The organism is Leptolyngbya sp. FACHB-1624, from assembly GCF_047649235.1.
GTDB lineage: Bacteria > Cyanobacteriota > Cyanobacteriia > Leptolyngbyales > Leptolyngbyaceae > Leptolyngbya > Leptolyngbya boryana.
On record NZ_CP180258.1, the window covers coordinates 1,735,701 to 1,756,630 of the forward strand.

Annotated in this window: 19 protein-coding genes; 11 read left to right on the top strand and 8 right to left on the bottom strand. The window is 47.1% G+C overall.

Going from position 1 to position 20,930, the window contains the following annotated elements; all coding sequences use genetic code 11:
- Positions 1 to 107 precede the first annotated feature (107 nt).
- The 3 genes from dnaK to ACMUEV_RS08035 form a co-directional block, all read right to left on the bottom strand.
- Positions 108 to 2,012 carry a molecular chaperone DnaK gene (gene dnaK / locus ACMUEV_RS08025; RefSeq protein ID WP_190650508.1) on the bottom strand — a complete coding sequence of 635 codons (1,905 nt, stop codon included), beginning with the start codon at positions 2,010 to 2,012 and terminating at the stop codon, positions 108 to 110.
- A 302-nt stretch (positions 2,013 to 2,314) separates the two neighbouring features.
- Positions 2,315 to 2,773, bottom strand: a complete 459-nt coding sequence (locus tag ACMUEV_RS08030) for an Hsp20/alpha crystallin family protein (RefSeq protein WP_190650510.1) — start codon at positions 2,771 to 2,773, stop codon at positions 2,315 to 2,317.
- A 158-nt stretch (positions 2,774 to 2,931) separates the two neighbouring features.
- Entirely contained in the window at positions 2,932 to 4,212 is a 1,281-nt protein-coding gene (locus ACMUEV_RS08035; protein WP_242044345.1) for a D-alanyl-D-alanine carboxypeptidase, read from the bottom strand.
- A gap of 46 nt (positions 4,213 to 4,258) precedes the next feature.
- Between ACMUEV_RS08035 and ACMUEV_RS08040 the strand changes: the two genes are divergently transcribed.
- Positions 4,259 to 4,906 carry a cofactor assembly of complex C subunit B gene (locus tag ACMUEV_RS08040; RefSeq protein ID WP_190650512.1) on the top strand — a complete coding sequence of 216 codons (648 nt, stop codon included), beginning with the start codon at positions 4,259 to 4,261 and terminating at the stop codon, positions 4,904 to 4,906.
- A 7-nt stretch (positions 4,907 to 4,913) separates the two neighbouring features.
- Here ACMUEV_RS08040 and ACMUEV_RS08045 read toward each other — a convergent pair whose 3' ends face one another.
- Positions 4,914 to 6,035 carry a cysteine desulfurase family protein gene (locus ACMUEV_RS08045; protein ID WP_190650513.1) on the bottom strand — a complete coding sequence of 374 codons (1,122 nt, stop codon included), beginning with the start codon at positions 6,033 to 6,035 and terminating at the stop codon, positions 4,914 to 4,916.
- Between the two features lie 336 nt (positions 6,036 to 6,371).
- On the opposite strand from ACMUEV_RS08045, the gene ACMUEV_RS08050 reads away from it, so the two are divergent.
- Positions 6,372 to 6,782, top strand: a complete 411-nt coding sequence (locus tag ACMUEV_RS08050) for a hypothetical protein (RefSeq protein WP_190650515.1) — start codon at positions 6,372 to 6,374, stop codon at positions 6,780 to 6,782.
- Entirely contained in the window at positions 6,779 to 7,372 is a 594-nt protein-coding gene (locus tag ACMUEV_RS08055; protein WP_190650517.1) for a Uma2 family endonuclease, read from the top strand. Before ACMUEV_RS08050 ends, ACMUEV_RS08055 begins: the two co-directional genes overlap by 4 nt.
- On the opposite strand, the gene ACMUEV_RS08060 is transcribed toward ACMUEV_RS08055, so the two are convergent.
- Both ACMUEV_RS08060 and ACMUEV_RS08065 read right to left on the bottom strand, forming a co-directional pair.
- Positions 7,349 to 7,909 (bottom strand): Uma2 family endonuclease, encoded by a 561-nt coding sequence (locus tag ACMUEV_RS08060; RefSeq protein WP_190650519.1) that lies wholly within the window; start codon positions 7,907 to 7,909, stop codon positions 7,349 to 7,351. The two genes, ACMUEV_RS08055 and ACMUEV_RS08060, sit on opposite strands and share 24 nt — an antisense overlap.
- Before the next feature lie 116 nt (positions 7,910 to 8,025).
- Complete coding sequence (locus tag ACMUEV_RS08065; protein WP_190650521.1) at positions 8,026 to 9,060, bottom strand: TIR domain-containing protein; 1,035 nt, start codon at positions 9,058 to 9,060, stop codon at positions 8,026 to 8,028.
- A gap of 46 nt (positions 9,061 to 9,106) precedes the next feature.
- On the opposite strand from ACMUEV_RS08065, the gene ACMUEV_RS08070 reads away from it, so the two are divergent.
- From ACMUEV_RS08070 to ACMUEV_RS08095, 6 genes are all read left to right on the top strand, one after another.
- Positions 9,107 to 9,235, top strand: coding sequence for a hypothetical protein (locus tag ACMUEV_RS08070; protein WP_268181588.1), 129 nt, complete (start codon positions 9,107 to 9,109; stop codon positions 9,233 to 9,235).
- A gap of 184 nt (positions 9,236 to 9,419) precedes the next feature.
- Positions 9,420 to 9,890, top strand: a complete 471-nt coding sequence (folK, locus tag ACMUEV_RS08075) for a 2-amino-4-hydroxy-6-hydroxymethyldihydropteridine diphosphokinase (protein ID WP_190650523.1) — start codon at positions 9,420 to 9,422, stop codon at positions 9,888 to 9,890.
- Between the two features lie 30 nt (positions 9,891 to 9,920).
- Positions 9,921 to 10,475: an NUDIX hydrolase gene (locus ACMUEV_RS08080; protein WP_017289617.1), complete on the top strand. Its 555-nt coding sequence runs from the start codon at positions 9,921 to 9,923 to the stop codon at positions 10,473 to 10,475.
- A 3-nt stretch (positions 10,476 to 10,478) separates the two neighbouring features.
- On the top strand, positions 10,479 to 11,915 hold the full coding sequence (locus tag ACMUEV_RS08085; protein ID WP_190650525.1) for an FAD-binding domain-containing protein: 1,437 nt from the start codon (positions 10,479 to 10,481) through the stop codon (positions 11,913 to 11,915).
- 47 nt (positions 11,916 to 11,962) lie between these two features.
- A complete protein-coding gene (locus ACMUEV_RS08090; RefSeq protein ID WP_017289615.1) occupies positions 11,963 to 12,295 on the top strand; it encodes a rhodanese-like domain-containing protein in 333 nt (110 codons plus the stop codon).
- 18 nt (positions 12,296 to 12,313) lie between these two features.
- A complete protein-coding gene (locus ACMUEV_RS08095) occupies positions 12,314 to 12,796 on the top strand; it encodes a DUF1772 domain-containing protein (RefSeq protein WP_415354754.1) in 483 nt (160 codons plus the stop codon).
- On the opposite strand, the gene ACMUEV_RS08100 is transcribed toward ACMUEV_RS08095, so the two are convergent.
- Positions 12,793 to 13,548 carry a S8 family serine peptidase gene (locus ACMUEV_RS08100; protein ID WP_190650527.1) on the bottom strand — a complete coding sequence of 252 codons (756 nt, stop codon included), beginning with the start codon at positions 13,546 to 13,548 and terminating at the stop codon, positions 12,793 to 12,795. The genes ACMUEV_RS08095 and ACMUEV_RS08100 overlap by 4 nt on opposite strands.
- A gap of 167 nt (positions 13,549 to 13,715) precedes the next feature.
- Between ACMUEV_RS08100 and ACMUEV_RS08105 the strand changes: the two genes are divergently transcribed.
- Together ACMUEV_RS08105 and ACMUEV_RS08110 are read left to right on the top strand one after the other, a co-directional pair.
- Complete coding sequence (locus ACMUEV_RS08105; protein WP_190650529.1) at positions 13,716 to 15,326, top strand: hypothetical protein; 1,611 nt, start codon at positions 13,716 to 13,718, stop codon at positions 15,324 to 15,326.
- Positions 15,327 to 15,395: 69 nt separating this feature from the next.
- Entirely contained in the window at positions 15,396 to 18,986 is a 3,591-nt protein-coding gene (locus ACMUEV_RS08110) for a hypothetical protein (RefSeq protein WP_190650531.1), read from the top strand.
- A gap of 235 nt (positions 18,987 to 19,221) precedes the next feature.
- Here the strand turns inward: ACMUEV_RS08110 and gpmI are convergent, their stop codons facing one another.
- The gene (gene gpmI / locus ACMUEV_RS08115; RefSeq protein ID WP_190650602.1) at positions 19,222 to 20,820 is read right to left on the bottom strand and encodes a 2,3-bisphosphoglycerate-independent phosphoglycerate mutase; all 1,599 of its coding nucleotides are present in this window, start codon (positions 20,818 to 20,820) and stop codon (positions 19,222 to 19,224) included.
- Positions 20,821 to 20,930 lie beyond the last annotated feature (110 nt).

Below are 20,930 nucleotides of genomic sequence, written 5' to 3' on the forward strand. Positions count from 1 at the left end.
ATGTCAATGTTATCTGCATTATACAAGAGGTCTAGCTCAAGCTATAAAAAAGCTGGTAGCTCCAGCAAAGGGAACTACCAGCCTCATTTCTCAATCAACTAGAGAACTTACTTCGACTCGGTGAAGTCAGCATCGATGACATCATCGCCACCCGAGGTCGAACCACCGCCACCAGCACTTGCACCTGGATCAGCGCCAGGTGCTTCGCCGCCTGCTTGCTGATAGAGGTTTTGGCTAATGCCGTACAAGGACTGTTGCAGGTCGGTCTGGAGAGACTTAATTCTGTCGAAGTCTTCAGCAGCGATCGCATCTCTGAGATCCTTGACCAATCCTTCAACTTTAGTCTTATCATCGGCAGGGACTTTATCGCCTAGCTCGCTGATTTGCTTCTCAGCTTGGTATGCCAAGGAATCTGCTTGGTTCTTGAGATCAATCCGCTCACGACGTTCTTTATCGGTCGAAGCATTTTGCTCAGCATCGCGTACCATCCGTTCAACATCATCTTTCGGTAAGGTTGAAGCTCCGGTAATGCTGATCGATTGTTCTTTACCTGTGCCCTTATCTTTCGCAGAGACAGTCAAGATACCGTTCGCATCAATGTCGAAGGTGACTTCGATTTGAGGAACGCCACGGGGAGCAGGAGGAATTCCATCGAGACGGAAGGTTCCAAGGCTCTTGTTGTCGTTCGACATTTCGCGCTCACCTTGCAGCACATGGATTTCTACATTGCTTTGTCCATCGACTGCGGTTGAGAATACTTCCGATTTCTTGGTCGGAATCGTGGTGTTGCGAGGAATGATTTTGGTCATCACACCGCCCAAGGTTTCAACACCCAAGGACAACGGCGATACGTCGAGCAAGAGAATGTCTTTAACTTCACCTGCCAAGACACCTGCTTGAATTGCTGCACCAATTGCAACCACTTCATCTGGGTTCACGGTTTGGTTCGGATCTTTGCCCAAGACGCGTTTTACAACTTCCTGGACTGCGGGAATCCGGGTCGAACCTCCGACGAGAACGACTTCATCGATCTTGCTCTTGTCAAGCTTCGAGTCGCGGAGTGCAGTTTCAACCGGGATGCGGCAGCGATCGATAAGATCCGCACACAATTCCTCAAACTTCGCACGAGTCAACGTGGTATCGAGGTGCTTCGGCCCATCTTGAGTTGCAGTGATAAACGGGAGGTTAATATCCGCTTGAGTCACGCTCGACAGTTCGATTTTTGCTTTCTCAGCCGCTTCAGTCAAACGCTGAAGTGCTTGCTTATCTTTGCGGAGGTCAATGCCTTCTGCACGGGCAAAACCATCAGCTAAGAAATCTACGATCTTTTTATCGAAGTCGTCTCCACCTAAGTGAGTGTCTCCAGAAGTCGCGAGTACTTCAAATACACCGTCGCCAACTTCAAGGATTGATACGTCAAACGTACCACCACCTAAGTCGAATACGAGAATCGTTTCATTGCTCTTCTTATCAAGACCGTATGCGAGAGATGCAGCAGTCGGCTCGTTAATAATTCGGAGCACTTCTAGACCTGCAATTTTCCCTGCGTCTTTGGTTGCCTGTCGCTGAGAGTCGTTAAAGTAAGCGGGAACTGTGATCACCGCTTGGGTCACATCTTCGCCGAGGTACTTACTTGCGTCTTCTTTCAGCTTCCGGAGGACTTGAGCAGAGATTTCTTCCGGTGCAAATTGCTTGCCTTGGGCGGTGCAATCGAGTTTAACGTTTCCGCCAACGTTCAGGACTTTATAAGCAACTTCTGTTGCTTCATGGGTCACTTCGTCAAATCTGCGACCGATAAACCGTTTGACCGAGTAGAACGTATTCTCTGGGTTCATGACGGCTTGGCGCTTGGCAATTTGACCAACTAAGCGATCGCCATTTTTTGCGTAACCGACGACTGAGGGGGTCGTGCGAAATCCTTCCGCGTTTGCGATTACAGTGGGTTTACCACCTTCCATCACAGCGACACACGAGTTTGTCGTTCCTAAGTCAATTCCAACAACTTTTGCCATATGGGTGCTTCGGCTCCATCACTTAATCAATGCGGTTCGGGGTAGGGGACTGGCGCAAGTGCCAGAATTTATATCGGGGCGGCGGGACTCAAACGGGTAATTTTCAGTTCAGTGCCACCAAAGCATTCCATCCCCTACCTAATATACTGTTCGGGTTCTGGCGTTCCATGAAGGGGTATTTACCGTACCTACCGAACCATTTCGGGGACGGTTGAGGGGGAGTGGGGAGTGGGGGGTGGGGAGATGGGGAGAATCAAAATTGCGCTTCTTGCTCCCTATCTCCCTATCTCCCAAGCCCACATTTAGGAGTTCCAAACGTCTGCCGTTTCTTCAGCTTGCGCTTCTGATTCGACGAGATTGAGTTTGACGATTGTGGGTTTCACGGCTTGTAGACGAGGTAGGGTGAGGGTCAAGATACCGTCTTTCAATTCAGCCTTGGCTTGATCGTTTTGCACAGCAGCAGGGAGCGAAATCACGCGGCGGAATTTGCCATAGCGGAATTCAGAACGGAGTCCTTTGGCTTCTGTCGCTTCTAATTTGTGCTCACCTGAGATCGAAACGGTGTCTTGTCCGATTTGGACATCAACGTCTTTGGCAGCGATGCCTGGGAGTTGAGCGCGAAGAATGAATTCGGCTTCTGTCGCGGTGAATTCGATCGCAGGTGACCAAGTTGTTTCGCGAGTCGGCATCAGTTCGCTGAAGAGTTGATTAAACTGACGACGTGCCATTTCCATTTCTTGCAAACGAGTAGAAGTCATCATGGCGGTTACCTTGTCTAGAGAGTAGCGTTCTGTGTTTCGATGTTTCTAATTTAGGAGGAATCAAGGTTAGGCGCATTGGGGCAAACCGGAAGCCAAAGGTTGGGGTTGCCGCCCCGGATGAAATTCATAGGTACGGTGAACCGTCGAGGCGGTTGGGTTTACCCGCGCTGAACGACCTCAATGCGTTGTGCTGATGGCGTTTTCTTTAACCACGGACTCGGCTGAACCACAGTTGCATCGATGTTTGCACCCCATACTTTCTGCAAAGCTTGCAGGAGTAAATCTTGTTGATATCGCAGTTCCAGAATGTCAGTGCCGCGATTGATCACCGCGAAATAGATCAAACCGCGATCGCGAGTCGGTAACACTCCTGCTAAAGCGCTCACTTCTCTAAGAGTTCCGGTTTTAATGACGGCATGTTCTGGCACTGCTCGATCTTCTAGGGTTCCGTTGCGATCGACACCGGAAGCCGGGAAAAAATCAGCGATCGACAAGTTTAATGGATACAGAGTACGATCAAGGGCTGCAAACATGGCACAAGCTGCATGAGGAGAGATGCGATTTTCAACTCCGAGTCCAGACCCATTTGCTAGCAAGAGTTCATTGGGTGAAACGTTTGCGGCTGAAGATGCTTTTTCAATCACAGTCTTCACGCCTCCTAAGTTATCTGCTAGCATCTGCGCCATCTCATTTTGGCTATGAACATTGAGATGTTTGAGCACATGCACTAACGGTAGCGATCGATGTTTTAACAATGTCGTCTGCTGGCTAGCTGATCCAGTCCTGACTTTTCCTTTGATTTCAATGGTTGGACGTTTTCCTGAAACTTCCCCAAATTCATCACGAATGTCAGAATCCCACGTTTTTGAGTTGAGTGCTTGTTTGAGCAGTTCACCGGACTGCAGAGTGCTCTCTCGAAAGTTGAGCATAAAGCTACCTGTGATAACTAAATCTCCTGTCACACGAGTAATTCCAAGCTGATTTAAGGCATTGCCAAGCGCGATCGCATCTTCCCAGACAAACAGAGGATCACCACCACCTTGAATGACTAAATCCCCCTGTAACACTCCGTTTTCAATAGCTTCAGTTGTACCGATCAGCGTCTCAAATTGGTGATCGACTCCCCAAGTCTGTAAGGCTGCCAGCGAAGTTGCAACTTTGGTCAGAGAAGCTGCTGGCACAGGAGTTGTACCTTGATTGCTAAGCAGCAGATTTGCGCCAGATTGTAGCCAAATTCCTTGCTCATTCGCCTTTAATCCTTGGCTGTTGAGGAATTTCAGATAATCTTTGACCACTTTTTCTGCATCTGGATCGCTCGCCTGCCAGAATGGAGTCTGAACCGTGACGCGATCGAGCATTTCGCTCGGATCAAATGAGGTGGGTAATCCCGCCATTTTCAGCCACCCTGACAGTAATCCTGCACTCAACAGATCCAGCAAATCACATCCTCCTGTACGGTTAAAGAATATTGCTCAACTAAGTCCTATGGCAAAGTCTGATCCGAATCGAATTTTACGCCTTTTACCGATCGCAGTTGGCGTTTTGGGTGGAAGTTTGTTGTTTACGAATCGAATTCTCACCCCTGCTCTCACAGATTCTCAAGCGCGATCGGATGCATTGGGTGTGATTTTGAGCGCGATTCTGATTTTGACGGGCTTAATCTGGCAGCAAATCCAGCCTCGTACACCTGATAGTGTCGAATTAATCGGTGAAGAAGGGTTTGATCTCGATCCAAATTTACCGGAAGCTGTAAAGACTGAGTTAGCATGGGCTTCTCATATTCTGCTGACGAATACGGTAACGCGATCGCTGATTGTTTTCTATCGCGGCAAAGTGCTGCTGCGTCGTGGCATTCTTAGCCCTGTGAAAGAGGTAAAACCGGGCGCAATCTTAGCGCGAGTTCTCGAGAAGCAAAAACCGATTTATCTCGTCGCACTCAATGTTTATCCTGGCAAGATTGAGTTTGACTATCTGCCCGAAAATACGCAGGGTGTGATTTGTCAGCCCATCGGTAAAGAAGGCGTTTTGATTTTAGGAGCGAATGCACCTCGAAGCTTTACCAAGCAGGATGAAAATTGGGTGAGTGCGATCGCGGAAAAACTCGATTACAGCCTGAGTCAATTATCAACTTGAAAGAGTGCTAGCTTCGTAATGCTTTAACAGTCTGCAAAACACATTGTGCTGCTTGATCAATGTCTGCCTCTGTATTGAATCTGCCAATGCCAAATCGGATCGAAGCAAAGGCTAATTCATCAGGGACACCGATCGCGGTTAAAACGTGGGAGGGTGCAATTTTTGCAGAGGTACAAGCAGAGCCGGATGAAACCGCGATCGTGGATTGCGCTCCGAGGAGGAGCGCTTGTCCATCGACATTCTCAATGCTGATATTTAAGTTTCCGGGGAGGCGTTGAGTGGGATGTCCGTTGAGATGGATGCCTTCAATGTTCAACTGCTGCCATAAGCGATCGCGCAGGACTCGGATTTTTTCTTCGGGTTCAGCAAGCTCGATCGCTTTGCCGAGTCCAACAATTTGAGGCGTGTAAAGTGTTCCCGATCGCATTCCTCGCTCATGTCCGCCTCCATGTAACTGAGCAGAGAGTTGAACTCGCGGATTCTTGCGCCGAACATACAAAGCTCCAATGCCTTTGGGCGCATAGACCTTGTGCCCTGTAATCGACATGAGATCAATATTTTTCACAGTCAGGGGAATTTTACCAATGGCTTGTGCGGCATCGGTGTGAAACAGGACATTGCGACTGTGACAAAGCTCGCCAATCTGCTCAATCGGTTGAATGACTCCGATTTCATTATTTGCAGCCATAATCGAGACTAGAATTGTATCTTCTCGCATGGCTTTTTCGAGTTCTTCTAGATCAATTAAGCCAAAGCGATCGACTCCTAAGTAAGTCACTTCAAATCCAAGCGATTCTAAATACCGGCAAGGGTCTAACACTGCATTGTGCTCAGTTTGAACCGTGATGATATGTCGTCCTTGGCTAAAGTAAGCTTCTGCAACACCTTTAATCGCTAAATTATTTGCCTCAGTTGCACCGCTAGTAAAAATAATTTCTTCTGGAGTTGCGCCTATCTTATCGGCGATGATTTCTCGTGCTTGTTTGACAGCGGCTTCTGCTTCCCATCCGTACGCATGAGTCACACTCGCAGGATTGCCGTAATGCTCAGTGAAGTAGGGAAGCATTGCGGCTAAAACGCGATCGTCTACCCGTGTGGTTGAATGATTATCAAGATAAATGGGACGCATGAGCGAATGAGGGGGTAAATGGTAAATCCGCTTGATCCGTATGAACAAATTTTATTTGCAACTTACACAGAAGCGGAGGCTTTATAGATTGAAGCACTCCTAGCAGATTGGGATCAGGCGACTTATGAGACTCTTGCTCATAGTATCGTTGACCACGCTGAACGACATGGATATTCTGGCAATTATTTGCGCTATCTCCGCAAGGCTAAGAATTTCAACAAGAAGAGCGCGAAACAGAAGACTTTAGCGGATGGCGCAATAAGATGGAACAAAGGATTTGAATTTTTGATTGAGCGGTCAGGGAAAATCATCTCATATGGAGAGAATTAACGAATTATGAGTGAGCAACTTCTATCTCGTTCGTCTGACCTTGAACTCGTTCACATTCGCAAGCGGATTGAACAACTCAACATAGATTACCAAGCGCTCAAATCGGAGCGGCATCAACTCTCAGAATGGGAAGAGGATCAACCCTTCAGTATCCTAGGCGAAATTGAGCTGTTCACGACTCAAATTCAAGGCTATGCTCATCAGATTTTGAGCCAAAACATGCGCTCGTCGATCGAGGAAACGATTCAACATCTCAAATCAATCAAACTGTTTGAGATTGATTATTTTTCAGATTGGTATTTCGCTGAAAACAATGACTACACGCAACTCAAACGCTATGTAGAAGCGCAAGATTATCTAAGATTACTATTACTAGAATATCTCAACCAAACTCAATTACATCCAGTCGTGCAATGAATGTGCCAACGCTAAAACGGTTCACGATCGAGGAATATCACCGCTTAACCGAGTTGGGATTTTTCCAGGAAGACGATCATATTGAACTGATTCGAGGACAATTGATTCACATGGCAGCAAAAGGCAAAGCACACGAAACCTGCAATCGAAAACTGCTCCGAGAATTGCCACGCTTGCTAGGCGATCGCGCAACGCTTCAGAATCAATCGCCGATTACACTTCCCAACGATGGAGAGCCAGAACCTGATTTTGCAATTGTTCAGAATCGCCCGGATGATTACCTTTCAGGACATCCTAGACCCGAAGATATTTTGCTCGTGATTGAGATTTCAGATTCGTCTCTCACCTATGATCAAGAGACGAAATTAGAGATGTACGCAGAAGATAAAATCCAAAATTATTGGATTTTCAATCTCCTCGATCGCGTCTTAGAAATGTATAGCGAACCGTATCGTAAGTCAGACTCAGAATTTGGTTATCGAGTGAAGCGGATTGCTTTACCGAATGAGAGGGTGAAGTTGCCTCAGTTTTCGGATTTGGATTTGGAGTTATCGATCGTATTTCCCCTACAACAAAACCTTGAGCGCTAGAGTAAACCCTGGAACGACATCTTCTCCACTTAAAGTCGCTGATTCAGGATATTGAGTAATTGATCCATCAGCACGATAGACGTAAGCAGTTTTATTTTGACGATCGATCAACCAGCCCAATTTCACTCCATTTTCAATATATTCCTGCATCTTTTCTTTCAAGCCTTCAAGCGAATCAGACTTGGAGCGAATTTCAATGACGAAATCAGGCACAACTGAAATAAACTTATCTTCTTGCTGATCCCAATCTTCAGGCAATCGACCCTTCGCAACAAACGCTGCATCAGGCGATCGCACAGCAGTGTTTGGCAATCGAAAGCCCCCACTTGAGCTGAAGACTTCGCCTAAATCATTTTGTTCGACATGAATCAGAAGATAAGCCCCTGCTTTAATTTCTCGATTGCTCGAAATTCCCCCGGTTGGTGGCATGGTGACTAAACTCCCGTCTGCATTACGCTCGAATCGCAGTTCAGGATTCTTAGAACTCATCTGCATTAGTTCTTCATCGGTAATCTCGGTGAACGCAGGATGTACCATTAGCTTGTCTAGAATGCGGCGATATTGTTCGACTATAACAGGAAAAATTTAGGAACTCGATCGACGAAAACCCAAATGATTTCTGAAGCTATCGGTTGAATCTTAGAGTTGAGAGGTCAGCGATGAGTGATCCAGTAGGTTAAAGCTCCAAGTGCTAAACCGATCGTTGAAGTGAAAGCCAAAATAAAACATGTATCAATTCTACTGAACGACTCCAAAAGCTGTTTCCCAGCCCAAACCCCAGCAAAAACCAAAGTCCATATTCCAACTGCAACACTAGCACCAGATCCATTTAACACCTTACCTAAAGCTCCATATAAAGCTCCAGACAAAGCCCACGCTCCAACGAGAACCCAAGCCCAACCCCAAGCTTTCGCCGAAACCCAAGCTCCAGCCTCAATCAAAACTCCAGCCAGAGTCAAAGCCCACACTCGAATCTCAGCAGCAGATACGGATAGTAAAAAGCCTAACAGACCATACCCTAATACAAGGCAGGTTAGCGGACTCCAAGGTAGTCTTTTGACTAGACAATCATGCTTTCTGACTTGTTTATTATTTTGCTGAGGGGTGTCTTGCTCAGATGGCTGTTGCACAGCTTGCTGCTGTCTTTCCTGATGTTCTTTAATTTGACCTAGTTTTGGTGAGTTTTGTCGTTCTCTCTCTGGTTGTTCTAGCTTATCGTGATGTGCTTGTTTCAATCGTTCTATCGTCTGACGAATCCCCCGCGTCACGCTGAGAAAAGCATCGTCAAGATTTTCCCATTTGGTCACAGGTACAGCATTCTCAGGTAGCGCTTGGAGTTTTCCAAACGGAGCGTCATTCCAATCGACAGGGCGCAAAATAATCGGGATGACGCAGGCTTCTTTGCGGTCGTGCCTCTCTAATGCTTTTGTCAATTCAATGTCATAACAATAATCTGAAGCCAAAAAATCTGCGCTAATCAGCAACAAAATAATCTTCGCCGAATTCAGATGAGCAGCGATCTCGCCTTTCCATTCTGATCCTGGGCTAATTTCTCGATCGTGCCACTCTTTAATCACGCCCTGACGCTTCAGAATACTCAGATGCTTTGCCAATTCATCCCGCAACAACTCGTCTCGATGTGAATACGAGACGAACACCTCAATTGGTTCCGGCGTGAGATTCGACACAGGGCAGAAAGAGCCACTCTACAGCTATAGGATAAATCTTAATCTGATGGAGTCTGAAATTGCACGATCGCTCACCGCTCACCATGCTTTGAACCTCGCGCATCAAGATCAGAGCAGCGCGATCGCTCATCCAAAATTCGCCCGCCATTCTCAAATATTCACGCGCGACACTTAGAGCATCTCGCTCGAATCTCAGAGCGTCTCATGCGAACCTTTAGAACATCTCGCGTGAACCAATTTGCATCGTGCTCAATCGTTCAAACAGTTCCAACCCTGATCAAACGCTCGTCATTCAAGTCGATTCAATGTGCGTCGATTCCGTTGACTATAATTGATAGCCCAACCACAAACCTCATCTGATGAAATACGCGATCGCACTTGGCAGTAACTTAGGAGATTCTCAAGCCATTCTAGAATCTGCGCTCAGTCGGTTAGAAACTGTGATTGCGCGATCGTCTTGGTATCAGACCAAAGCCGTCACCTTACCCAATAGCCCACCTCAGCCGGACTATCTCAACGGCTGCGCTATTCTCGAAACTTCATTAGAACCCCTTGACCTCTTGGCAAAACTTCAGCAAATTGAAGCGGAGTTTGGACGAATTCGACACCAAAAATGGGATGCTCGCACGCTTGACTTGGACATTTTGCTGTTTGATGATGTAGTATTCCAAACCAAGACGCTCTGCATTCCACATCCTCGGATGAGCGATCGCGCTTTTGTGCTGGTGCCATTAGCCGAAATCGCCCCCGATTGGAGACATCCCCAATTGAATCGTTCGATCGCTGAACTGGCTCAATTCGTCGATGGCTCTGGTGTCAGAAAGCTCTGAGCTTCGATTCACCTTCACCCTGTAAGAGTCATGTCTCTGGGATCAGAACCTCCTCAACTCCTCAAACAACGCCTTTTGTACAAAGGGCGGAAGTTTAACTTTGAAGTCAATCATTTGCGGCTGCCGAATCGGGCAGAGGGCGATTGGGAATGTATTCGGCATCCCGGCGGTGCTTTAGTGATTCCGGTTACGCCCGATGGAAAGTTGGTGCTGGTGAAGCAATATCGATTTGCCGTGCAGCGTCGATTGTATGAGTTTCCAGCGGGGACAGTCGAGAAAGGAGAAGATCCGCTCGAAACTGTGCAACGTGAGATTCAGGAAGAGACAGGATATACCTCAGAGAATTGGAAGAAGTTGGGAGAGTTTTTCTTAGCTCCGGGCTATTCGGATGAGGTGATTTATGCGTTTCTCGCAACAGACGTAACGATCGTGGATCAACCTCCTCCTCAAGATGACGATGAGGATATTGAAACTGTGTTAATGTCTGCGCAAGAAGTAGAAGCGGCAATCCATGCTGGAGATCTTGCAGATTCTAAGTCGATTTCTAGCTTCTTTTTAGCCCGATCTTTGTTGTCCGACTCCTGAGTTATGTCTGATTTGATTTTGTTTTGGCATCGTCGGGATCTGCGGATTTCTGACAATCTTGGTTTGGCTGCGGCACGCGCACGATCGCGCAAAATTGTTGGTGTATTTTGTCTTGACCCCTTGATTCTCGATCGAGATGATGTAGCTTCCGCACGAGTGAAGTATTTGATCGGAAGCTTGCAGTCTTTGCAAAAAAGGTATGCAGAGGCAGGCAGCGAATTGCTGATTATTCAAGCCGATCCGAAAGAGGGAATTCCGAAATTAGCACGATCGCTGAATGCTGCGGCTGTGTTTTTCAACCAAGATGTGGAACCGTATGGACGCGATCGCGATCAATCTGTAGTTACTGCTCTGAATCATCTGGGTATTGAAGTACAGACATTCTGGGATCAATTGCTGCATTCACCTGAAGAAATCAAATCAGGATCAGGCACACCTTATACGGTGTATTCTCCATTTTGGAAGAATTGGAGCCTTCAGAAGAAAAAAGCGCCTGCACCGGATCTCGCAGGTGTAGAAGGATTGACTGATTCAGAGCGAGAGCAAGCAGAAGGCACGATCGAGCTACCCACCGAAAAAGAACTTGGGTACGTTTGGGAGCATCCCCTCCTACTTGATCCAGGTGAAAAAGCAGCCCAGGAAAGACTCGAAGAATTTTGCGCTAGTGCAATTTACTCGTATCAAGAACAACGAAATTTTCCGGCTCAGTCTGGAACGTCTTTACTCAGTGCTGCATTGAAATTTGGTGTGATTGGCGTTCGGAAGGTTTGGGCAGCGACCGTTGAGACAGCCGAGAATCGCGGGGAAAGTGATGATATTCGAGTTTGGCGGCAGGAGCTTGCTTGGCGCGAGTTTTATCAACATGCGATGTATCATTTTCCTGAATTAGCAGACGGCGCTTACCGCAAAGTTCTCAAGGATTTTCCTTGGGAGAATAACGAGAAGTATTTTCAGGCTTGGTGCGAAGGCAAAACGGGCTATCCGATTATCGATGCGGCGATGCGGCAGATGAATGCAACCGCTTGGATGCATAATCGCTGTCGCATGATTGTGGCAAGCTTTTTGACGAAAGATTTGCTGGTCGATTATCGGCTCGGTGAGAAGTACTTTATGCAGCGGTTGTATGATGGCGATTTGTCGGCAAACAATGGTGGCTGGCAGTGGAGTACTTCGAGCGGAATGGATCCAAAGCCGTTGCGAATTTTTAATCCAGCGAGTCAGGCGAAGAAGTTTGATGCGGAGGCGGAATATATTCGCGAATGGTTGCCAGAATTGCGGGGTGTAGAGACACAAGATTTGATTTCGGGCAAGATTTCAGCAGCAGAGCGCGATCGAGCCGGATATCCAAAGCCGATCATTGATCACGCGGTGCAGCAACGAGTTTTTAAGGAACGGTATGCAGCGCAGAAGGCGACAACCGGAGAGAGTGGGGGTGATTGATCAGAAGCGATCGCGTAAACTAGCTCTAACCCTGATTTTTGATCGCTATGTCCTTTTCTCAAATCACTGTTGAAGACTTGGCTCAATGCCTCGACAATCCAAATATCCAATTTGTCGATGTGCGCGAACCCTGGGAAGTTGAAATGGCTTCTCTAAAACCGTTTCAAAATCTTCCACTCAGCCAATTTTCGGAATGGGCTGAGCAAATCTATAGCCAGCTTGATCCTGAAACGGAAACATTAGTGCTTTGTCATCATGGCGTGAGATCAGCGCAGATGTGTCACTGGCTCACCCAGCAAGGATTTACCAATGTAAAAAATATCTCAGGTGGAATTGATGCTTACTCGATCGTAGTCGATCGCTCAGTTCCCCGATACTAAAACTGCTGTCATAGGCACATGATGACATTGCTCAATTCGTCGCTGTTTTCATTCAAGCTTTTTGCTGCCCTTGGCTGTGGATTAGTTGGGGGTGTTTTCTTTGCGTTTTCAACCTTTGTGATGCCTGCTCTGGAGAGCCTGCAACCTGCTCAAGGTATTGCAGCCATGCAATCCATCAACATCAAAGCGATTAATCCGTTCTTTATGTTTGCGATCTTCGGTACAGCATCAGTTTGTCTACTGCTCGCGATCGCTGCATTGCTGAACTGGCATCAACCGCACACGGCATTTCTTCTAGCAGGCAGTTTACTTTATCTCATGGGTACAGTCGGAGTGACGATCGTATTCAATGTTCCGCTAAATGATGCATTAGCAGTTGTCAAACCCGAGAGTACCGAAGGCGCGAATCTCTGGGCAAGATATTTGACGAATTGGACATTTTGGAATCATATTCGGACAATTGCAGCACTCATTGCATCAGCATTGTTTGCAGCAAGCTAAATGATTTCCCACTCTAATCCATCCTCATCGCGCACGATTTGACAAGACTGTTCTAACTGATCAATCCATTCATCGATCGTTGTTTGAGACTGAGCTAATTTTGCCAGACGACCTGCAACAGTTGCGGCAGCTCCGCTCGTGTCTCCGGGCGCACCCGGTTCTACAAAAAATGTGGTATGGCAACCTCTTCCAGTACTAGGATGTAGCCGTTGTGAATGGTTTGCGAGTTGCAATCCGGCTGGCGTTTGTGCGATCGCTCCAACACTGATCACTTCTCGCAAAATTGCTGGAAATGCCATGCCTTGCCGATGATGATGTGCATACCCATTTCCGGCTGCTGCAACCGTTGCAACTTGTGAATTTCGGAGCTGAGAAATCAAAGGACGCAAAGGATGCTCAGCATAGTACTCATCGGATTCAGAACAGGTTATATCTGCGATCGCAGCACACACGACTCGGATATTCAGTCGATCGTGATGTTCGAGAATCCATTCAAATGCGATCGACATTGCTTCTAGATTGCGAAGAATCCCTTGCCGATTCACGATTTTAATCGGAACAATCCGTACTTCTGGCACGATTTGTAGAATCGTTTGAGCGATCGCGGTTCCGTGTGTTCCATAGTCGATGGTTTCATTGCGATCTCCTTCATCACTCAAATTTAATCCGGTCAGCAAGTGAGCAGCATTCACTCGCTCAGGATCAACACCTGTATCGATCACAGCCACACTGATGAGATTCGATGATTGCATAAGCACCTCTCTGAAACCACTCTCATCCTATTAAAAACCACCATTCAGCACTCTATTTTCAACTCCATAACTTTCCATAACTTTCCATTATCGACTGACCTAAGCAGTTCCCATATCGTAAAAGGGTCTTCAACAAGACACCACAAACCTATCTGAGGAACCGCAACATGTTTCTAAAAAACAGAGCTATTCTACGCGCAAATGAAGTTCGGAGCGTAGCAAAACGGGGTGATAGTAAAAATGCCCTCACTGATTTTGATATGGCATTAGCCTTGACGCAACAAGCAATCAACACTCAGCTTCAATACGCTTGGAAAGCATGGGTACGCCGCAAAAACATTGAAAGTGAAATTGTTCTTCCTAAATTTAAACTGAATAAAAATGGTCAACAAGTTCCTGCAACTTACGGCATTCGTACAAAACTGGCACCAATCACCATTGATTTTAATGTTCCAAACGGCAAACTGGGGCAAGTCAATGTTACTCTGCATCTACAATCAGGAGTAGTAACTTACTACGATGAAGAAGCAGAAGATAAAGCTACCTATCCGATCGAAAATTGGAGCATTGGAGTTGTAGTCGATCTCGATAAGAAACCTGTCGATCTCAAAACCTTAGCAGCGATTGATCCGGATGCTAAAAATCTTGCAAGTGAAACGATCTCAAAGTCGGGTCTACCCGAATCCGTTTTCTCGATCGAATATTTATTCCTAAAGTTTACGACTGTTGATCTCCTCCTTTCTGGCGGACAACAGATTCAGATCCCTGCGGAAGTTCCACAAGCTGCAAAAACGAAAGCACTTGAATCTCTGAATCTATTGCTGCAAGGCGAGATGGGCGAATTTATGCTCGGAACGGTGGTGCGACGAAACCGTGAACAAGCAACGCCAACGTTTGCGATGACCGACTTTATCTTCCATGTCGATCCGAATGAGATCGCTCCGGAAGCAAGTACTTTGAGCTATTTAGGGATGTTCTCGGATCGTGCTCTGCCGAGCGATCGTAATGGAGCACGCATTAATCTCAAAGATGATTGGATTCGCCCTGATCAAATCAATGGTCAAACCTCGACGATTTCCGGCGTGATGGCGATTCGCAAAGAGAAGTTTTTTGATGAATATTTAATTCCTCTGTTTACTCAACAGTTTGGCTTTTCTCCAATGGTCAACGGGAATACTCGGACTTACTCCAAGTCGGATTCTAGAAGCGATCGACGCAAAGACATCGTACAACGGATTCTCGATTCCAGTGATAGTTATGCCGTGAGTATTACGCTCGTACCAGGCACGAATACTCTGAGTATCTCTGGTCAAATTTCTAGCTCTCGGACATATCGAGAGCGCACTCTCCCTACCCTAGTTAATAAAGATGGATTGCCGAGCCTATCTGTGAATGGTTCAGGAACTCGAACTTTCAGTGCTTCTATTACACTAACTGCTGAAGGAATTGGAACTGAGTTTAGTATTCATCCCGATCTCAACGATCCTCAATTTTCACCCATTCAGATTTCCGGCGATACCGATGGTTTTGCAGAAGTAACGAAAGCTTTCCAAAAGCTTTTCGGGATCAAAGATATGGAAACAGAACTAGGGAATGCTGCACAAGATCAGGTCAATCAAATTAGCCAAGTTCTTCAAGGTGTACTGTCGCGCATTGATATTGACCTCTCGAAACATCAATTCATTCCTCCAGGTGGTGGCGTATTTACGTTCCAGAATCTCCACTTCTCCGATCAGACGGGCGATCTGCTCATGGACGTAATCTATCAAGCTCCTTAGTTCTGCTTGCAATTCGGGATCTGTTGGATCTCAGATCCCGAACCCACTTCAACTCTTCAACATAAAATCATGAACACTCCAAACGTTACTAGCTTTTCCACTCTCGACCAGCAAGGACAATCCACCCGCTTCACAGTTTCAACCGATATCATCGATTACATGGCATCTGCTCGCACCTTTGGGCGAGAAGATCTCGCTGATCCACAACAACAAGGACGCTTCCAACGTCGAGTCATTGCGATTCCCGATCGACGTTCTACTGTCCTTACGCCAATGGTGCTAACGATCGGCAATCGCAACCAATTCTCGCTCGTTCGCCAAGATAGCTCAGGCTGGAAACGATTTGATCTCAATCGTGCTTTCGGAAATTCTCAAGTTCATGCTTTGGGTGCTGCCTGGACAGATGACGATCGCATTACGATCTCCGTTGCAGTCAGCGATCCCGTTCAACCTGCGCTCAGTCGCGTCTTTGTTGCCTATGATCTCAGTAGCCAACATACCGATTGGGATAACATTCCTTGGGTTGATTGTGGAACTCGCGCCATGATGCGACTCGCTGCAATTCGAGTCTTGGATGATGGAGATAGCTGGACGATTGTTCTAGCAGGTAATCAAGGTGCAAATGAAGCCGTTTACTTATTAAGACCAGGACAGAAGTTTAATCAAGCTTTTGTCTTCAATCCAGCTGTGACTTTGCAAGAAATCTTTGATTTTGAAGTTGGAGTACATCCTGTCTTTGGAGGTGGATTGCATGTCCTCGGAACTAGTGGAGGGAAGCGCGTGCTTTCTTTCCGTCCATTCCCGACCTATGACAAGACAGGGCGGATTGTATCGACTCCTCCCGTCGTTGTTTTACCTTGTCCAGCAGGAGCAACGGTGCTCGAATCAACTGTCACTCGCGATGGTGCTAGCGATCTCTACATTGCCGGACAAGGCACGCAGTTCATCTCAGCCGATGAGCAGGATCAAGCAGCAAAAGCAAAAGTTGAAGCAATTGTGCCAGCAGAATTAGCACCGAATGTTGAAGATTTAGTCATCGGAGATAATGCAGACGGAACGATCGCAGTTTGGACATTACTACAAAATGGTGACTTGAACATTGTAAAGCGATCGACGAATGGCTGGAGTGCGCCGTTACGCCTGCGCACGGATGTACAAGAGATTGCACCGATCCAAGGAGATGACTATGCAACAACTTCTCTGTTGATTGTTTACACGAATAGTCGTGCTAGCTATCTTTGGCAAGATGCAGGAACGGGTGTTTGGCAAGAAACTCCGATTCTCCTTGTAGATGCGGGTGAGCTAACTCGGATTCCCTGCTATGGCACTTCACTTCGAGTGCTTGATGCAGTAGGAACACCCCAACCGAATCGCAAAGTAACTGTTTCAGCATCCGTACTGTGTAGCGTAGTGATGAACAATGAAACCGTCTTTCTCAGTCCTAATGTGTCAATCGAGACGGAAACGGATGCCAATGGCGCTGTGAGCATATTTGATGCAGTGCGATCGCTGACTCCTGCGATTTATCGTTTCTCAGTCGAATCGATTGATAAAGCGATCGAAGTTAATCCTGCTGCAAGTGTGCATCAACGATTCAAAACGATGACTGCGGATGATCTGCGATCGGCAACCTTTACAACTCCAGAAGGCACGTTTTCACTGTTATCCGAAAGCTTCCGTACTGGAGCGAATCGGACTCAAGTCGATGCGATCGCGGCTGCATTAAATCAAGTCGCAAAACTCACTGATTCAACCACCACCGTTGCTCCAGGAGTGCGGCTCGTCGAACCCAATGCAGCTTACAGTTCTGAATTACGATCGGACACCGTACCACAAGGGTATCAGTGGGGGATCATCGCTACAGCTAAAGGCTTAAAGGCAGCGTTGCAGAGTGATGTCGATCGGCTTGTCAAATCCAAGAGTGCAGGCGAATTCTTTACGAACTTAGGAGATACGATCGCAGATTTCTTTGAGGGAGTAGGCGACCTCATTTACAAAGGTGCAGTGTTTGTGATCCAAAAAGCTGGAGAAGCCTATGAGTTTATTTGCCAACTGGGAGACAAAATTAAGCGATTTGCTATCAAGACCTTAGAAGAAGTCGGGTCTTTCTTCAAATGGCTTTGGGAGCAAGTAAAAATCAAAGCTGAGTGGGTTTGGGAACATCTGAAGCTCCTCTTTGACTGGAATGATATTCTGTTCGTGCGTGATGCAATGGTCGATGCAACAGATGAAGCTCTCCGCTATTTTCAAGCTTCGATTTCTACTCTCAAAACTCATGTCGATAAAGGATTCGATATAGCATTGAACCAAATCGAAGATTGGCGGACAGAAGCAGGAGTGCCACCGAAAAAGCTAGCACCTATCGCTCCTAGTGCAAGTATTTTGGATGACTTGCAATCGATCACAGCTCCGATTCAAACATTGATTGATCGAGCGACTGGCAATAGTGTAGTTGCTTGGATCAATGAGCGTATCAAAGATATTGGCTCGCAAATTATCAGTATCGAAAGTCCAAATCCTATAACTGAAGCAACCGAAGCTGCGGAATCTTTTATCAAAGGACTATTTTCAGATACAGCGGACAATCTATTCGCGTGCTGGCAGCAGATTGAAGCTGACTTGTCTGCACTGTTTAACCATCAGCTCCCAACAGGCAAAGACTTGAATTTTCAATTGATTCGGAATGTCTTGATTGCAGTCGGTGCAGAAGCGTTGTCTGGCTTGCTACAGACATTACGAGATCTGTTAATGCGATCGCTCGAATTGATGAAAGATATTATCGGAGTCCTTCGAGATACTTTATTTCTCAAAGTGCGCTTTCCCTTCATTGAGAAGTTGGTCAATCTGGTGCTTCCGGGTATGAAAGTCGATACTTCATTCCGGTTAATTGATGCCTTGATGTTACTATTCGCGATCCCCGGCACACTCAGCTACAAGGTGTTTTTCCAAGAAGCTCCCCTCAAAAAAGGAGAGAAGTTGATTCTGCCGTTTAACACTCCCATGACCGTACAGTCTGGTGTTGCAGACATCAAGCGATATGCTTGGATTGGCACACTCGTCGGTGCATTTGCGAAATCCGCCATCTCGCTTTATCAAAGTGCCTCCGCAGCTTCAGAAGAAGAACCTGCTTTTCCACCCGAAGTCGCACTTGGACTCGCTTCTGCTTTTGGTGGAATTGGGCTTGCAGCAGAAATCATGGGTCGTCGGGACGTGTCTAGCTTGCCAGCAGCGTTGCGAACCGCAGTAGAAGCGTTGCAGTGGTCGATGATTGCGATTTCAGGTTGGATTGCAATGAAAGGAGCCGCAGCCGCAATTCTAGCAAAAGCCAAAGGGGCAAAAGACGTAGGCACAGTCAAAAAGGTGAATGCTGGATTAGAAACTGTCCTCTATCCGAGCCATTTCCTCTTGCAAACGGTCGCGTACAGTATTGTGATCGATGATGCACGTCGATCGAGCAATCATGATGTTCGCGAGCGGCAGTTACCAGATTCGTTCATCTGGGTCGCGGGCTTGTTTGATCAAGGTGGCTCAACTCTATTTGCAAGTGCAGAACTAGCAAAAGCTCAAGTGAAGTTAGCTTTGCTCGCCGCTGGAACAACCTCAAAACTCTTAGCCTTCTTAACGTCAATTGGAGGAGTTGCAGCAGAAATATCAGTTTGATTGAGATCATCAGATTTGAGAGGAGATAGAAGCCTTACCAGCTTCTATCTTTTTCTTTTAAAGTCAGTCCTCTGAGTCTGGATTCTCCCCACTCCCCACTCCCCACTCCCCACTTCCTCTATCAGATTGATTGTGCTGCACAACAAACCGACCCACACTCTTTTCCCTTGCACAAAAAATCCCCCAGGCAAATTCTCACCTAGGGGACAGTTCAAACATGACTCTCGAAAATTACCTAGCGCGCAATCTTAACAGGTGTGCGATTTGCTCTCACATCAAATTCCGCCTTCTCGATCAGCGATCGACCTGTCATCTCTTCCGGGATCGGTAACTTCAAGATATCCAAAATTGTCGGCGCAATATCCGCCAACCTTCCGTCATCTCGCAAAGAAACTTCAGTTCCATGCCCCGGAATCTTTAAGCCCTCTCCTTCCACCAAAATGAAAGGAACCGGATTCGTCGTATGCGCTGTCCAAGGATTGTGGTTTTCATCCCACATTACCTCTGCATTGCCGTGATCGGCTGTGATTAGGGCTGTTCCACCTGTTCGATTAATCGATTCCAGCAATTGCCCTAAACATCGATCGACGGTTTCTAGCGCTTCTACCGTCGCATCCATTTGTCCCGTATGCCCCACCATATCCGGGTTGGCATAGTTAATCACAATCATGGAATAGATGCGCTTTTCCACAGCCGCGATCGCGCCTGCTGTGACTTTTTCCGCCGACATCGCAGGCTTTTTGTCGTAAGTCAGTACCATTGGACTCGGAACTAACTCGCGATCTTCTCCTGGGAAAGGCTCCTCTAGCCCCCCGTTGAAAAAGTAAGTCACGTGAGCATATTTCTCAGTTTCAGCCGTGCGCAGTTGCCGCAATCCGTGACGAGAGATCACCTCGCCTAAGATGTTGTTGAAGTTTTGCGCTTCAAATGCGACCTTGACCGAAAGCGAGGGATCGTATTGGGTAAACGTCACAAATGCCAGCGGAGAGATTAGGGTTCTCTCAAATCCGTTAAACGCAGGATCAACAAACACCTGCGTCAATTGCCGGGCGCGATCCGGACGGAAGTTAAAGAAAATAATGCCGTCGCCAGGTTCAATCGCTCCCGCAGCCAGTCGAGTCGGCTCAACAAACTCATCGGTCACGCCAGCTTCGTAAGACTGTTTCAGCACGTCGATCGCACTTTGTCCCGTTCCCTCTCCGGGTTGAGTCATCGTCCGATAAGCCTTTTCAACACGATCCCAACGGCGATCGCGATCCATCGCATAATAGCGACCGCTAATGGTGACAATCTTGCCAATCCCGACGCGGTCGATTTCAGCTTGCAAGTGCTGGATTTCTTGAATTGCAGCCTTTGGAGGCGTATCGCGACCGTCCGTGATCGCATGAATATAAACTTCTTCCAGTCCTTGTGACTTCGCTAAGTTGAGCAATCCAACCAAGTGAGAAATGTGAGAATGAACGCCACCCGTCGAACATAACCCAACTAGATGCAACTTCGTCTTCCGATGCTGCACAGTTTGACAAACTTCGACTAACTTTGGATTCTGTGACAGCGTTCCAGTCTCGACTGCATCAGAAATCCGCACCAATTCTTGAGGGACGACGCGCCCTGCCCCGATGTTCAGGTGTCCGACTTCTGAATTGCCCATTTGCCCATCGGGTAATCCGACATCTCGACCAGAAGTCCGAATTAACGTGTGCGGATACGCTGCCCACAGACTATCCATCACCGGAGTCTTCGCCTGCGCGATCGCGTTGCCATCGCGACTATCGCGGTAGCCCCAGCCATCCAGAATAATAAGCACCACAGGAGAAACAGGCGCTTGCCCCATATTTTTCTGCCCTTTCACTGAAATATTCTCCGCAAATCATAGCATTGCTCAGTAATCCTTCGCGTTTTCCCTGCATATAAAAATCAACTTCGCTCTTTTGTTAACAATTT

Excerpts from the sequence above, each read along its gene's own strand:
- dnaK (WP_190650508.1), bottom strand. The coding sequence starts at position 2,012 with ATGGCAAAAGTTGTTGGAATTGACTTAGGAACGACAAACTCGTGTGTC.
- ACMUEV_RS08030 (WP_190650510.1), bottom strand. The coding sequence starts at position 2,773 with ATGATGACTTCTACTCGTTTGCAAGAAATGGAAATGGCACGTCGTCAG.
- ACMUEV_RS08040 (WP_190650512.1), top strand. The coding sequence starts at position 4,259 with ATGGCAAAGTCTGATCCGAATCGAATTTTACGCCTTTTACCGATCGCA.
- ACMUEV_RS08045 (WP_190650513.1), bottom strand. The coding sequence starts at position 6,035 with ATGCGTCCCATTTATCTTGATAATCATTCAACCACACGGGTAGACGAT.
- ACMUEV_RS08050 (WP_190650515.1), top strand. The coding sequence starts at position 6,372 with ATGAGTGAGCAACTTCTATCTCGTTCGTCTGACCTTGAACTCGTTCAC.
- ACMUEV_RS08055 (WP_190650517.1), top strand. The coding sequence starts at position 6,779 with ATGAATGTGCCAACGCTAAAACGGTTCACGATCGAGGAATATCACCGC.
- ACMUEV_RS08060 (WP_190650519.1), bottom strand. The coding sequence starts at position 7,909 with ATGGTACATCCTGCGTTCACCGAGATTACCGATGAAGAACTAATGCAG.
- ACMUEV_RS08070 (WP_268181588.1), top strand. The coding sequence starts at position 9,107 with ATGGAGTCTGAAATTGCACGATCGCTCACCGCTCACCATGCTTTGAAC.
- folK (WP_190650523.1), top strand. The coding sequence starts at position 9,420 with ATGAAATACGCGATCGCACTTGGCAGTAACTTAGGAGATTCTCAAGCC.
- ACMUEV_RS08080 (WP_017289617.1), top strand. The coding sequence starts at position 9,921 with ATGTCTCTGGGATCAGAACCTCCTCAACTCCTCAAACAACGCCTTTTG.
- ACMUEV_RS08085 (WP_190650525.1), top strand. The coding sequence starts at position 10,479 with ATGTCTGATTTGATTTTGTTTTGGCATCGTCGGGATCTGCGGATTTCT.
- ACMUEV_RS08090 (WP_017289615.1), top strand. The coding sequence starts at position 11,963 with ATGTCCTTTTCTCAAATCACTGTTGAAGACTTGGCTCAATGCCTCGAC.
- ACMUEV_RS08095 (WP_415354754.1), top strand. The coding sequence starts at position 12,314 with ATGATGACATTGCTCAATTCGTCGCTGTTTTCATTCAAGCTTTTTGCT.
- ACMUEV_RS08100 (WP_190650527.1), bottom strand. The coding sequence starts at position 13,548 with ATGCAATCATCGAATCTCATCAGTGTGGCTGTGATCGATACAGGTGTT.
- ACMUEV_RS08105 (WP_190650529.1), top strand. The coding sequence starts at position 13,716 with ATGTTTCTAAAAAACAGAGCTATTCTACGCGCAAATGAAGTTCGGAGC.
- ACMUEV_RS08110 (WP_190650531.1), top strand. The coding sequence starts at position 15,396 with ATGAACACTCCAAACGTTACTAGCTTTTCCACTCTCGACCAGCAAGGA.
- gpmI (WP_190650602.1), bottom strand. The coding sequence starts at position 20,820 with ATGGGGCAAGCGCCTGTTTCTCCTGTGGTGCTTATTATTCTGGATGGC.